The 12,315-nt window shown below is 72.7% G+C and carries 11 protein-coding genes and 2 pseudogenes; 3 read left to right on the forward strand and 10 right to left on the reverse strand.

Going from position 1 to position 12,315, the window contains the following annotated elements; all coding sequences use genetic code 11:
• Window positions 1–47 precede the first annotated feature (47 nt).
• Window positions 48–1,109 carry an iron-siderophore ABC transporter substrate-binding protein gene (locus tag DJ476_RS06130; protein WP_103419574.1) on the reverse strand — a complete coding sequence of 354 codons (1,062 nt, stop codon included), beginning with the start codon at window positions 1,107–1,109 and terminating at the stop codon, window positions 48–50.
• 235 nt (window positions 1,110–1,344) lie between these two features.
• Between DJ476_RS06130 and DJ476_RS06135 the strand changes: the two genes are divergently transcribed.
• On the forward strand, window positions 1,345–1,842 hold the full coding sequence (locus DJ476_RS06135; RefSeq protein ID WP_103419575.1) for a MarR family winged helix-turn-helix transcriptional regulator: 498 nt from the start codon (window positions 1,345–1,347) through the stop codon (window positions 1,840–1,842).
• A 134-nt stretch (window positions 1,843–1,976) separates the two neighbouring features.
• Here DJ476_RS06135 and DJ476_RS35090 read toward each other — a convergent pair.
• Both DJ476_RS35090 and DJ476_RS06140 read right to left on the reverse strand, forming a co-directional pair.
• Window positions 1,977–2,144: pseudogene (locus tag DJ476_RS35090) on the reverse strand (hypoxanthine oxidase); the annotation flags it as partial.
• Window positions 2,135–2,381, reverse strand: a pseudogene (locus DJ476_RS06140) (FAD binding domain-containing protein); the annotation flags it as partial. The pseudogenes DJ476_RS06140 and DJ476_RS35090, both read right to left, overlap by 10 nt.
• Window positions 2,382–2,488: 107 nt before the next feature.
• Here DJ476_RS06140 and DJ476_RS06145 point away from each other — a divergent pair.
• Both DJ476_RS06145 and DJ476_RS35410 read left to right on the forward strand, forming a co-directional pair.
• Entirely contained in the window at window positions 2,489–2,995 is a 507-nt protein-coding gene (locus tag DJ476_RS06145; protein WP_112490036.1) for a hypothetical protein, read from the forward strand.
• On the forward strand, window positions 2,992–3,588 hold the full coding sequence (locus DJ476_RS35410) for a PucR family transcriptional regulator (RefSeq protein WP_318294409.1): 597 nt from the start codon (window positions 2,992–2,994) through the stop codon (window positions 3,586–3,588). The genes DJ476_RS06145 and DJ476_RS35410 overlap by 4 nt, the downstream gene beginning before the upstream one ends.
• Window positions 3,589–3,635: 47 nt before the next feature.
• Here DJ476_RS35410 and DJ476_RS06155 read toward each other — a convergent pair whose 3' ends face one another.
• The 7 genes from DJ476_RS06155 to DJ476_RS06185 form a co-directional block, all read right to left on the reverse strand.
• Window positions 3,636–4,340 (reverse strand): GntR family transcriptional regulator, encoded by a 705-nt coding sequence (locus DJ476_RS06155; RefSeq protein ID WP_112490037.1) that lies wholly within the window; start codon window positions 4,338–4,340, stop codon window positions 3,636–3,638.
• Between the two features lie 134 nt (window positions 4,341–4,474).
• The gene (locus tag DJ476_RS06160) at window positions 4,475–5,476 is read right to left on the reverse strand and encodes a proline racemase family protein (protein ID WP_112490038.1); all 1,002 of its coding nucleotides are present in this window, start codon (window positions 5,474–5,476) and stop codon (window positions 4,475–4,477) included.
• A 60-nt stretch (window positions 5,477–5,536) separates the two neighbouring features.
• The gene (locus DJ476_RS06165; protein ID WP_112490039.1) at window positions 5,537–6,433 is read right to left on the reverse strand and encodes a dihydrodipicolinate synthase family protein; all 897 of its coding nucleotides are present in this window, start codon (window positions 6,431–6,433) and stop codon (window positions 5,537–5,539) included.
• A 62-nt stretch (window positions 6,434–6,495) separates the two neighbouring features.
• Window positions 6,496–8,274, reverse strand: coding sequence for an FAD/NAD(P)-dependent oxidoreductase (locus DJ476_RS06170; RefSeq protein WP_112490040.1), 1,779 nt, complete (start codon window positions 8,272–8,274; stop codon window positions 6,496–6,498).
• Window positions 8,255–8,611, reverse strand: coding sequence for a (2Fe-2S)-binding protein (locus DJ476_RS06175; protein WP_112490041.1), 357 nt, complete (start codon window positions 8,609–8,611; stop codon window positions 8,255–8,257). Before DJ476_RS06175 ends, DJ476_RS06170 begins: the two co-directional genes overlap by 20 nt.
• A 42-nt stretch (window positions 8,612–8,653) precedes the next feature.
• Window positions 8,654–9,811 carry an NAD(P)/FAD-dependent oxidoreductase gene (locus DJ476_RS06180; protein WP_112490042.1) on the reverse strand — a complete coding sequence of 386 codons (1,158 nt, stop codon included), beginning with the start codon at window positions 9,809–9,811 and terminating at the stop codon, window positions 8,654–8,656.
• A 145-nt stretch (window positions 9,812–9,956) separates the two neighbouring features.
• Window positions 9,957–12,275 carry a M9 family metallopeptidase gene (locus DJ476_RS06185; RefSeq protein ID WP_112490043.1) on the reverse strand — a complete coding sequence of 773 codons (2,319 nt, stop codon included), beginning with the start codon at window positions 12,273–12,275 and terminating at the stop codon, window positions 9,957–9,959.
• Window positions 12,276–12,315 lie beyond the last annotated feature (40 nt).

Consider the following 12,315-nt stretch of genomic DNA (forward strand, 5'->3'; position numbering starts at 1 on the left):
AGTGAAGTGTGCCTGGTGACCTCGGCGGTTCCGATACCCGGCCGGGGTTACTTGCCGGCCTTCTTGACGGCCTCGTCGATGATCGGCAGGTAGCGCTCGATCGTCCACGGCACGGTCAGCGGGTTGATGATCGAGGAGGCGGTGACGAAGGAGTTGTCGTTGCTCGCGACGACGGCGCCCTTCTTGATCGCGGGGATCTCGCCGTACAGCTTCTGGCCCTCGATCTCCTTGCGGTTCTTCTCGTCCGTGTAGAACGTGAAGATCACATCGCTGCCCTTCAGCTTCTCGGCGTTCTCCAGGCCGATGAGGGCGGAGTCGGTGCCGGGGGTCTCCTTGAAGCCGTTGACGACCGGGTCGACGGTCAGGCCGAGCGAGGAGACCATCTTGACGCGCTGCTCCTCGGGCTTGAAGACGCCGAGGGTGCCGGGGCCGGTGTTGTAGATGTAGGAGAAGGTGACGTCCTTGTAGTTCGGCCGGGTGGCCGCGGCGTCGGAGAGCTGCTTCTCGATCTTCGTCTTGAGGGCGTCGGTGTCCTTCGTGCGGCCCAGCGCCTTGCCGATGATGTCGATCTGCTGGTCCCAGTCGGTGCTCCACGCCTGGTCCGGGTAGGCGACCGTGGGGGCGATGTCCTTGAGGACGTCGTACTGCTTCTGCGTGATGCCCGACCAGGGGGCGAGGATGACGTCGGGCTCCAGCTCGGTGATGGCCTCGAAGTCGATCTCCTCGCCGCCCGTGAACTGCTTGGGCAGCTTGTCGCCGGACTTCTTCACGGCCTCGTTGATCCACGGCAGGTAGCCGGACTTGTCGCTGCCCCACGGGTAGCTCTCGATACCGACCGGGGTCTGGCCGAGGGCTATCGCGGTCTCGGCGGAGCCCTGGCCGAGGGTCACGATGCGCTGCGGCTTCTCCTTGATCTCGGCGGTGCCGAGCGAGCTCTTGATCGAGACGGGGAAGGCGCCGGCGCTGTTGCTCGTGTCCTTGCCCGAGTCCTTCGCCGCGTCTTTTCCGCTGTCGCCGTCCGAGGAGCAGCCGGCCAGGACGACGGCGAGGGCGACGGCGGTGGCCGAAGCGGCAAGGGTGTGACGACGCACGCGGGTGAAGCCGAGCATGGGTGTTCCTCAGGTTGGACGAGCAGTGAGAGTTAGGCAAGCCTAAGCTAAACGTACAGGGGCTTGCAGGGCACCCCTCCCCGGGTTCCGTTTCCGCCACGGAGGCGCTGCTGCTGCGGTGGGCCCGGCGGCGGGTGGAGGCCCGGCGGCGAGTGGTGGGCCCGGCCGCGGCGGAGGGCCCGTCCCATGGCTCCGGCGCTAGGCTGGTGGCGCCCTGGAACCAGGAGGAACCACCATGGCCGCCGCCCCCCAGCCCTCCCGCCCCGCACCGACCGGCCCGGAGGCGGATGCCGCAGGACGCGACCGGTACTTCTCCAGACTGGCGCGGGAGCGGCCCGACATCGCGCTGTGCCGGGCGACGTCCCTGGTGGGCCGGGCGCTCGACGAGGAGCTGGCCGGGCGGCGGCTCACCACGGCCCAGCACCTCGTGCTGAAGATGCTGAGCGAGGTGGGCCCCTGTTCTCAGCAGGAGCTGAGCGAACAACTGCGCATCGACCGCAGCGTGATGGTGGGGTGCATCGACGCGCTGGAGGGCTCCGGTCTCGTACGGCGGGAGCGCCATCCCCGGGACCGCCGGGCCTACGCGGTGACGCTGACACCGGAGGCCGGGCCCGCGCTGGAGGAGGCGGAGAGAGGTGTTCCGCGGCTTCTGGACCGGGCCTTCGGCGCCCTCACCGCGGCCGAGCGGCGGACCCTGACCCGGCTGATGGGCAAGATCCTCGACGTGGACTGAGCGCGAGTGCTCCGGCGGATCCGCTCGCTCGGAACCGCTGCCCTCGGATCCGCTCCCTCGCATCCGCCGCCTCGGAACCGCTGCCGCAGGGCCGTGACCGCTCCCGTGTGGCCGTCACCGCTGCCGCGGGACTCTCACCGCTGCCGCGACCGGCCCGCCTCGTGGAGCGCCAGCCACACCCGGTCGCGGGTCAGCGGCAGTTCGGTGAACCTGATCCCCGTGGCGTCGCGCAGCGCGTTGGCGAAGGCCGGGGCGACCGGGTTGAACGGGCTCTCGCTCATCGACTTGGCGCCCAGCGGGCCGTCCACCGGGTCCAGCACCCCGATGACCAGCACCCCCGACCGCCCGAGCCCGTACAGGGACGCCTGGCGGAACGCCGTACGGGAGGCCAGGGCGCGGGCGGGGAGGGTGACCGAGCGCAGCAGTTCCCCCTCGCCCAGGTCCTTCCGGCCCGCCCCGGTGACGAAGTCCGACACCTTCACCCGGCGCAGCGAGCCGTCCTGGGCGCGGAGGAGGCAGGTTCCGTCGAGCGCGGCGGTGCAGGCGGCCCGCCGCCTCCTCCTACGCGCTGCCGGAGAACGTCCGGGGCGAGCTGAGCCGGCTGCTCGCGGAGGGCGCGGACCGGGCGACCCTGCTCACCCGCGCGGTGGCCCACCTGGGGACCCCGCCCTGTTACGTGCTCAGCGCCACCGGTCGCACGATCGCCCGTACGCCGACGGCCCGGGCCCTCCCGGCGGCGGAGGCGTCCCGGCAGCTCGCCTCCGCCCTGCGGGTGGCCCCGGAGGCGTCTCCGTACGGGCAGTGGTTCCTGCATCTGCCCGGGGCGGTGGAGGTGCCGCCGCGGATGCTGCACGAGATAGCCGAGGTGTTCGCCCAGTACCGGCAGGGATCGCTGCGCCGGGAGGCCGCGGCCCAGGCCCCCGCCCGGGAGCTGCTGGCCCTGGCCGAGGCGGAGAGGTCCGCCGCCGCCCCGCTCCCGGCGGCCCTGCGCGCCTGCGGGCTGCCGGAGCGGGGGCCGTACACGGTGATGGTGATGGCCACGGGGGCGGAGGAGAGCACGGAGGCCGACGCCCTGCGGGAGGTGCTGCGGCATCTGGCGGACCACCGGTTCGTGACGGCCCGCCTGGCGGGGGGGGCGGGACGGCGGCGGTGATCGCGGGGGCGGATGCGGAGGTCGCTGCGGGGGCGGATGCGAGGGTCGCTGCGGCGGGAGACACGGGAGCGGGTGCGGCGGATTCCGGTTCGCCGGGCGGTTCCCCGGACGGTCTGGTCGCCGCGCTCAAGGGACTCTGGCCCGCGCTGCGCGCGTGCGACGGAGCGACCCTCCCGTACGGAGGCATCAGCGCCCCGGCCGCCACCCCGGCCGACCTCAACGGCGCGCTGGTGCAGGCCCGTTACGCGCTGACGGCCGCGCGGCGGGCGGAGGGCCCGAACCTCACCGCCGTCGATGACCTCACGGCCCTGGAGGCCCTGCTCTCGGGGCTCCCCGCCGACGTACGGACGGCGTTCGGCATCCACGCGCTGGGCCCGCTGGCCGACGGCTCGAACCCCTCCCACCGGATGCTGCTGGAGACTCTCGACACCTTCCTCACCCACAACGGGTCCTGGGCGCGGACGGCCGAGGCCCTGCATCTGCACGTCAACACCGTGCACTACCGGATCGGGCGCATGGAGCTGCTCACCGTCCACGACCTGGCCCGCCTGGACCACAAGCTGGACCTCAAGGCGCCGCTGCTCTGCCGCTGAAACCGACGGCGTACGTTCCCTGGGGTCAGCCCTGGTGGAGCCGGGGGTCAGCCCCTGCCGAGGGTGAGCGCGGTGCGCGGTTCCGACTGCGGGCGGCTGGCCCACAGGGTCCGTACGTGTTCCAGATGGCGGCGCATGAGGGCCTCGGCCGCCTCCGCGTCCTGGGCGATCATCAGGTCGAGCAGCGTCACATGCTCCTCGGCGGAGTCGACCAGGACCCCGGCCTCGTCCAGCTCGGTGAGGCCGTAGAGCCGGGACCGCTTGCGGAGGTCGCCGACGACCGAGACGAGATGGCGGTTCCCGCCGAGGGCGAGCAGGTCGAGGTGGAAGCGGCGGTCGGCGTCCAGATAGCCGATGAGGTCATGGGCCCGGGCCGCCGCCACGATGGCCTCCGCCTCCGGGCGCAGGGCTTCGAGCTGGTCGCGGGTGGCGGTCCGGACGACCTTGCCGACGGTGGGCACCTCGATGAGCGTACGGATCTCCGTGTACTCGTCCAGGTCCTGCTCGGTCATCTCCGTCACCCGGAAGCCCTTGTTCCGTACGACCTCGACCAGCCCCTCACGGGCGAGGTCGAGCATCGCCTCGCGCACCGGGGTGGGCGAGACGCCGAACTCGGCGGCGAGGGCGGGGGCCGAGTAGACACCGCCGGGCTTGATCTCCCCCGCGATGAGCGCGGCGCGCAGGGCGTGGGCCACCTGGTCGCGCAGGTTCTCGGTGGGAGCGACGAGCTTGCGCGACTGCAGGGTGACCACGGCGTCCTCCGGGACCTCGGACTTCTTCGGTGCAATGTCACGTTACCCGAAGGGAGTTCACCTCCGGAGGGGGTCGGGCCCCGGGACAGCGGCGGAGGCAGGGGCAGTGGGTGGAGAGGGGCATGGCAGGGGCGTCACAGCAGGAAGCCGTCCGGGAACGGATCGGACGGGTCGTGGTGGAACTGCGCGGTGCCGGTGATCCAGGCGCGCCCCGTGATGGTCGGGACGACCGCCGGTGCCCCGGCCACCCGGCTCTCCGCGACGAGCCGGCCGGTGAACGACGTACCGAGGAAGGACTCGTTCACGAAGTCGCGGTGCAGGGGCAGTTCGCCCCGGGTGTGGAGCTGGGCCATGCGGGCGGAGGTGCCGGTGCCGCAGGGCGAACGGTCGAACCAGCCCGGGTGGATGGCCATCGCGTGCCGGGAGTGCGCGGCGGTGGAGCCGGGGGCCAGGAGCTGGACGTGGTGGCAACCGGTGATCGAGGTGTCCTCGGGGTGGACGGGCGGTTCGGTCGCGTTGATGGCGGCCATCATGTCCAGCCCGGCCCGCAGGATGTCGTCCTTGCGGGCGCGGTCGAAGGGCAGACCGAGGCGGTCGAGGGGGAGGATGGCATAGAAGTTGCCGCCGTAGGCGAGGTCGTAGGCGACCGTGCCGTACCCGGGGATCTCGACCTCGCGGTCGAGGGCGACGGTGAAGGAGGGGACGTTGCGCAGGGTCACGGCGGTGGCCGCGCCGTCCTCGACGCGCACCTCGGCGACGACCAGGCCGGCCGGGGTGTCCAGACGGACCGTGGTCACGGGTTCGGTGACGGCCACCATGCCGGTCTCGACCAGTACGGTGGCGACGCCGATGGTGCCGTGCCCGCACATCGGCAGCAGCCCGGAGACCTCGATGAACAGGACGCCCCAGTCGGCGTCGGGCCGGGTGGGCGGCTGGAGGATCGCCCCGCTCATCGCGGCGTGCCCGCGCGGCTCGTACATCAGCCAGGTGCGGAGGTGGTCCAGGTGCTTCTGGAAGTAGGCGCGCTTCTCCCCCATGGTCGCGCCGGGTACGGCTCCGATGCCGCCGGTGACGACCCGGGTCGGCATGCCCTCGGTGTGGGACTCCACGGTGTGGATGGTGCGGCGGCTGCGCACGGTGCTGCTCCTTGGCGGTGAGGTGGAGGCGTACGGTCTCGGGGCCCAGGGCTCCCTGGTTCAGTCGAGGCCGTCCACGAGCAGCTTCTCGGTCAACGCCCGTACGGTCGCGGCGTCCTGCGGGGAGAGCGGGGTACGGGGAGGGCGGCAGGGCCCGCCGCTGCCGTCGGCCACCACGTCCTGGGACGCCTTGATCGCCTGGACGAACTCGGTCTTGGAGTCCCAGCGCAGCAGCGGGTGCAGCCGCCGGTACAGGGGTACGGCGGTCTCCAGGTCACCGGCGACCGCCGCCCGGTAGAGGGCGGTGCAGGAGCCGGGGAGCGCGTTGGGGAATCCGGCGATCCAGCCGACGGCCCCGGCCACGGCCAGCTCCAGCAGCACATCGTCGGCGCCGATCAACAGGTCGAGCCCGGGCGCCCGTTCGGCGATCTCCCAGGCCCGGCGCACATCACCGGTGAACTCCTTCACGGCGACGATGTCCCCGGCCTCGTGGAGCTGCGCCAGCAGAGCGGGGGTCAGGTCGACCCGGGTGTCATACGGGTTGTTGTAGGCGACCACGGGCAGCCCGGCACGGGCGACCTCGGCGTAGTGCGCACGGACGGCACTCTCGTCGGCCCGGTAGACGTTGGGCGGCAGCAGGAGCACGGAACCGGCCCCGGCCTCCGCCGCCTGCTCGGCCCAACGCCGGGCCTCCGCACTGCCGTAGGCGGCCACGCCCGGCATCACCCGGTCCCCGTCGCCCGCCGCGTCGACGGCGGTCTCGACCACGCGGCGGCGCTCCTCCTCGGTGAGGGTCTGGTACTCCCCGAGGGACCCGTTCGGTACGACGCCGTCGCAGCCCGCGTCGATGAGCGAGCGGACGTGGTCGGCGTAGGCGTCGTGGTCGACGGAGAGGTCATCGCGGAAGGGCAGCGTGGTGGCGACCATGACGCCGCGCCAGGGACGGGACCGATGCATGGGGAACTCCTTCGTTCGCGTGGGCGGTTGGGGTGTTCGTCGTTCGGCCGGGCCTTCGAGGGTCAGGTGCCGGAGCCGGGCTCGGCCGAGGGGGCGGACTCCGCGAGGTCCCGGAGGGAGACCGGGCAGGAGAGTGGGCGGCGGGCCGGGGCGAGCCGGGCCGAGCCGTCGCCGCCCGCCGCGAGACAGGTGACGGCCGTCTCGCACATACGGCCCTGGCACCAGCCCATGCCCGCGCGGGTGAGGAGCTTGGCGCTCCGCACATCCCGGGCTCCCAACTCGTATGCCTGCCGCAGCTCGTGGGCGGTGACCTCCTCGCAACGGCAGACCTCGGTCTCGTCGGTGAGCCAGTGCGTCCAGTGGGCGCCTGGGCGGTGGACGCCCGCCATGAGGTCGGCGAAGCGGCGTTGCCGGGCGGTGGTGGTCGTCGCCCTCACCCACCCGCGCCCGCGCTCGTGTCCCTGCCCGCGCTGGTGGAGCGATGCCATCATGCTCAGGGCCGCCGCCCTCCCTTCCTCCAGGGCCAGTTCGACACCGCCGATGCCGGTGGATTCGCCCGCCGCCCACAACCCGGCGATATCGGTGCGCTGTTGGTCGTCGACGGCGACGGCGGGTGTTCCGTCCGGAGCGGTGCGGAGGGTGCAGCCCAGGGCGACGGCGAGTTCGAGCTGAGGAACGAGGCCGTGGCCGACGGCGAGCGCGTCACAGGCGATCCGTACCTCGGTCCCGGCCACCGGCCGCCACTCGCGGTCGAGCGTGGCGAGGGTGACCGCCTCGACCCGGTCCGTACCGTGCGCCCGGACGACCGCGCTGCGGGTGCGCACCCGGATCCCGTACCGCAGCAGCTCCCCCGCGAGCCGGGCCCCTTCCACCGCCTTCGCCGGGTTACGGACGAGGGCGCCGGGGCGGGAGGCGTAGGCGGCGTACGAGGCGGCCTCGGCCAGCACCGGAATCTCGGCGCCCGCCTCCGCGAGGGAGACGGCGACGGCGAGCAGGAGCGGCCCGCTCCCGGCAACGACAATGCGCCGACCGGGCAAGGCACAGGAGTCCTTGAGCACGGCCTGGGCCCCACCGGCGGCGACCACACCGGGCAGGGTCCAGCCGGGAAAGGGGAGTTGGCGCTCGTAGGCACCGGTCGCGAGGAGGAGGAAGCGGGCCGTGGTGACGTGGATGCCGGGGGCGGGTGCGTCGGGGGTGGGTGTGTTGGGGGCGAGCGCGCCGGAGGCCGGTGCATCGGTTTCCGGTGCGGGCCCGGTCGGCGCCCCGTCGACCGGGACATGGCGGAGCGTCCAGTAGCCCCGGTCCCAGTCCCGGCCCCGGTCCGGGCCTGCCGCCGGGTCGCCGCCTTCGGCCGTCCAGACATGGCGACGCGGGAGGTGGGTGATCCGCCCGTCCCGCAGGTGCGCCGCGAATCGGGCGGACAGGGCGGCGAAGGTGGCCCGCTTGCGGTGGACGGCCTTGCCGCCCCGGGCGAGGGTGAGACGGGGGGCGGGGCTGGGGAGGGGGGCGGGGCCGGGAGCGGAGTCGGAGGCGAGACCGGGGACAGAGCCGGGAGCGGGGCCGAGGCCGGAGGCAGGGCCGGGAGCGGGGACGGGGCCACGGGCGGGGCCCAGGCCGGGGGCGGCCTGGCGGAAGTACTGGCCGCCCGGCCGTTCCGATGCGTCGATCAGCACCACCCGCAGACCCCCGTCAGCTGCGGTGACGGCGGCGGCCAGGCCTGCGGGCCCGGCACCGACGACCGCCAGATCGAAGCCGCCGGACGCGCGGTGGGCACCACCCTCCGTACGGCCGGAGGCAGCCCCGCAGCTCCCCCGCCCGACGTCAGCTGCCGAGCGCACCATGCCCGTGTCCTTCCTGCGAGGTGACCGCATCGCCCTCCGACACCCTGACAAGACAGGCACGTTGGCCGGGTACGCCGTTGACGACGACCAGACAGTCGAAGCAGACGCCCATCCCGCAAAACGCCCCGCGCGGTCGGCCGCCGCCGCGTGTCGTGCGCAAGGTGACGATGCCGTGGCCCCAGAGGGCGCCCGCGATGCTCTGCCCTCGGCGGGCGGCAAGGGCACGGCCGTCAAAGGCGAAGCGAACAACGTCCGTGTCCCCCTCCACCTCGCCCTCCGCACCTCCCGCGCCTCGCACGCCTCCCGTATCAACGGATGGCTCGGACCGGTTACGCATGGACCACTCCTCCCCTCTCAGATCCCACGCTCAGGCTCAGGCTCACGTCGGCAGCGGATCGGCGGCGGACTCGACCAGCCTCCCCGGATCGAAGGGCGTGGCATCCAACCCCACCTTCTCGCCCACCACTTGCCGGGCGATGACCATCCCGGTCGCCGGAGCGAGGCCGATCCCGGCGCCTTCGTGGCCGCAGGCGTGGTAGAGGCCGGGGACGTACGGGTCGGGGCCGATGGCCGGCAGATGGTCGGGCAGATACGGGCGGAAGCCGCAGTAGACACGGAGGACGCGCACCTGCGCGAGCACCGGGAAGAGGCCGGTCGCGGCGGCGGCCAGCCGGTGGACGGCCTCGGCCGAGAGGCGGCGGTCGAACCCCACCCGTTCCCGGCTGGCGCCGATGAGGACGGGCCCGGCGGGCGTGCCCTCCACGACGGGCGAGGTCTGCAACCCGGCGTCCCCGCTGGCCACATCGGCGACGTACCCGGCCGCGTACACCTTGTGGCGGATGAGCGGGGGCAGGGGTTCGGTGACGAGGACGAAGCCCCGGCGCGGCTGGACGGGGAGACAGGAGCCCGCCAGCTCCGCGACCCGGTCCGCCCAGGTGCCCGCCGCGTTCACGACGGCCCCGGTGAGCAGCCGTCGGCGCGGGGTCCGTATGCCGCTCACCCGGCCGTCCGGGGTGGTCGTCACGGCCGTGACCTCCTCCCCCAGGAAGATCCGCGCCCCCGCTCGCCCCGCGCACTCCAGCAGCCGGGCGGCCGCCCGCGCCGGCTGCACCTGGGCGTCCTCGGGGTAGTGGAACCCTCCGGCGAGCCCGGGCGCGAGGTGGGGCTCCTGTTCACGGAGTCCGTCGGCACCGACCTCCTCCACGGCAACCCCGGCCCGCCCTTGGGCGTCAGCGAACTCCCTTAACAGAGAAAGCTGTTCACCGTCCTCTGCCACGACGATCCCGCCCTTGGACTCGAACTCGACATCCTTGGGGAGCACATGGGCCAGCTCGCCCCAGAGCGCGAGCGACATCCGGGCCAACTCGAGCTCCGGGCCGGGTTCCTTGTCCGAGACGAGGAGGTTTCCCTCGCCCGAGCCGCTGGTGCCACCGGCGACCGGCCCCCGGTCGACGACGGCCACCGACAGACCGGCCCGGGCCGCGTAGTAGGCACACGCGGCACCGACGGTTCCGGCGCCGATCACGACGAGATCCACGGACTCTCCCTTGAGCACGCCGGTAACATGTCACATGACGCAGCGCCTGCCAAGACCCGCTCCCGGTCGGCCGATCCACTTCCGGCCGGTTCGGTCCGTTCCCGGCCCAGGACCGGCCGGGAACGGACCGATCGCGCGTGCGCGCTCAGAACTCGGCGGAGACCACGAGCCCCGACACCGCGTGTTCGGCGGCGACGGAGAGGTAGTGCCAGCCGGGGGCGGGGCTGTTCACCGTCACCGTCTCGACGTTGCCCGGTGTGGCCGACCGGTGGTCGTAGTCGGTCTTCGACGGCCAGGAACCGGCCCGGTGGTACAGGTCGGCGTCGCCGGTCCCACCACGGGTACGGATGCTCAACTTCGCCGTCCCGTCGGGGACATACACGGTCAGGTAGGCGTAGTCACCGGCCCGGACCGTGATGCCGGAGCGTGCGCAGTCGCGGTCGAGCCGGGTCCGCTCGGGGTGGGTGCACTCCGGCAGCTCCGGCGGATCGGTGGGGTCGGTCGGATCGGTGATCTCACCGCAGTCGCCCGCCGCGCAGGCGGCGAGCCAGGTGTTCCAGTCGGCGTCGTAGCGGGTGCCGATGGTGGTCTTGAGATGGGTGCGGGCCGCGTTCCAGTCTCCGGCGCGGTAGTGGCGCAGGACGGTGTCCAGGTCCGCGCGGTGGGACTGGAGCATGTAGCGGACCGCGAGATAGCCCCAGCGGTAGATCCGGACGCTGTCGCTGTTGTCGTAGGTGGTGTCGAAGAGGGTACTCAGGGCGTAAGTGCGCTTGCCCGCCTCGGTGATGGCCGCTTCGTAGGTGAGGCCGCGGTAGGAGTAGGAGACGTACTCCGCGAAGCCCTCGACCCACCAGACGGTCGGGGTGGTCATGCCGTCCGCGAAGTCACCGGCCATGGTGAAGCGGCCGTCGAGGTAGTGGGTGTACTCGTGGTTGAGGTTCCAGATCTGGAAGTCCGGCCGCAGCCACTCGGCTTCGTAGGCGATGAAGCGCGGCTGGTTGCCCACGGCGGACGGGTCACCCTCCAGGTACATGCCGCCGTTGTTCGTGTCGATGCCGAACATGGCACCCGCGTATGTGCCGTAGTCGTCGCTGGAGTTGTAGACGACGACTTCGAGCCCTGTGTTGAGGTCTCCGGCCACCGGCCCGTCGTCCCGGGCGAGTTCGTGGAAGAAGGCGTCCTGTCGCGCCAGGTCGGCGCAGGTGGCGGCGAGTTGGGCGGCGGCCATCTCCTGGGCGCGGATGCGCAGGCTCTCGCCGCACTCGTGGCGGACCGGCAGGGCCGCCCGGTCGAGGCGGTCGGCCAGGTCGCAGGTGCCGAAGTAGGCGCAGTTGGCGGCGTCGTAGTAGTTGGCCGACTCGGCCAGGCCCACCCACAGCGGTGCGGTGGCACCCGTGATGGAGGTCCTGTCGAGGAGCCCCTTGACCTGCGTCCGGACCGTGGGGCGCAGCGCCTCGTACGCCAGGAGGCGGGCGAGTTCGCGGCCCGCGTTGGTGACGAGGAAGGCGTGGTCGGTACCGAGCAGGCCGAGGTTGCGGTCGGCGAAGGAGTGGAGCGTGTCGGTGGTGGACCGGTCCGCCGCCACCGCCTCGACGAACGCCGGGAGTTGGTGCCCCCGGAAGAGCACGGTGAAGGTGCTGTTCACGGCGGCCCGCATGTTCCACAGCTCGTTGTACGAGGAGTCGTGGGCGGTGAGCAGACGCTTCACCACGTCGAGGTAGCGGGCGTTCTCCTGGGAGCTGTCGATGAGCACGACTGCTTCGGAGAGCGTCACACCGTTGGCGTCGGTCACGTCACGGGAGCGCGGCGAGGCGAAGAAGGCATCGAGCCCGCCCCGTATCGCGGTGGTGAGCGCCGGTCCGTAGGGCCCGACGGCCGACTCGTTGTACCACTGCACGTAGTACCCGGCGCGCAGGTACAGCACCAACTGGGTGACGCCGGTGGAGCCGTTGCCCGGGTAGGTGGCCGAGGCGTCGCGCAGCGCGTTCGCCACCGTCACCATCTGCGCCTCGCGGAAGGCCAGGCGCGCGTTCTCGCCGGTGAGGCCGAACAGCGTGTTGAGGCACTCCGTGGTGGAGTCCTTGATCTGCTGGCCGAGGGCGCTGCCCGTACGTGAGGTGAAGTCCGCCGGATCACAGGCGGCGGCAGCGGTGGCGGCCCCTTCCCGGGGCTCGTCGTAGTCCCGCCTGAGCGCCGCGCCGGACGCCGGGGCCGGGCCCCGTTCGTCGACGGGCAGCGCCGAGGCGCGTACGTGATCGGGCTCCGGCGCCCCGTCCGGCAGGAGGGAGGCGGCGGGCGGAATCTCCGCACCGCCACCACCACCGCCCGCCGGATCCGGGGCCGCGACGCCTGCGGCGACGGCCGGACGCTGTGGGGTGGAAGCGAACGACGGGGCGCCGAACGAGGTCGTACCCAGGCACATGCAGAGCGCCAACGCGGCCAGGGCCACGGCGCGTCGGCGCATCGATGCTGGTCTCACCAGCTGCCTCCTCTTCAGGCTCACC

It is taken from the genome of Streptomyces bacillaris (genome assembly GCF_003268675.1).
Classification (GTDB): Bacteria; Actinomycetota; Actinomycetes; order Streptomycetales; family Streptomycetaceae; genus Streptomyces; species Streptomyces bacillaris.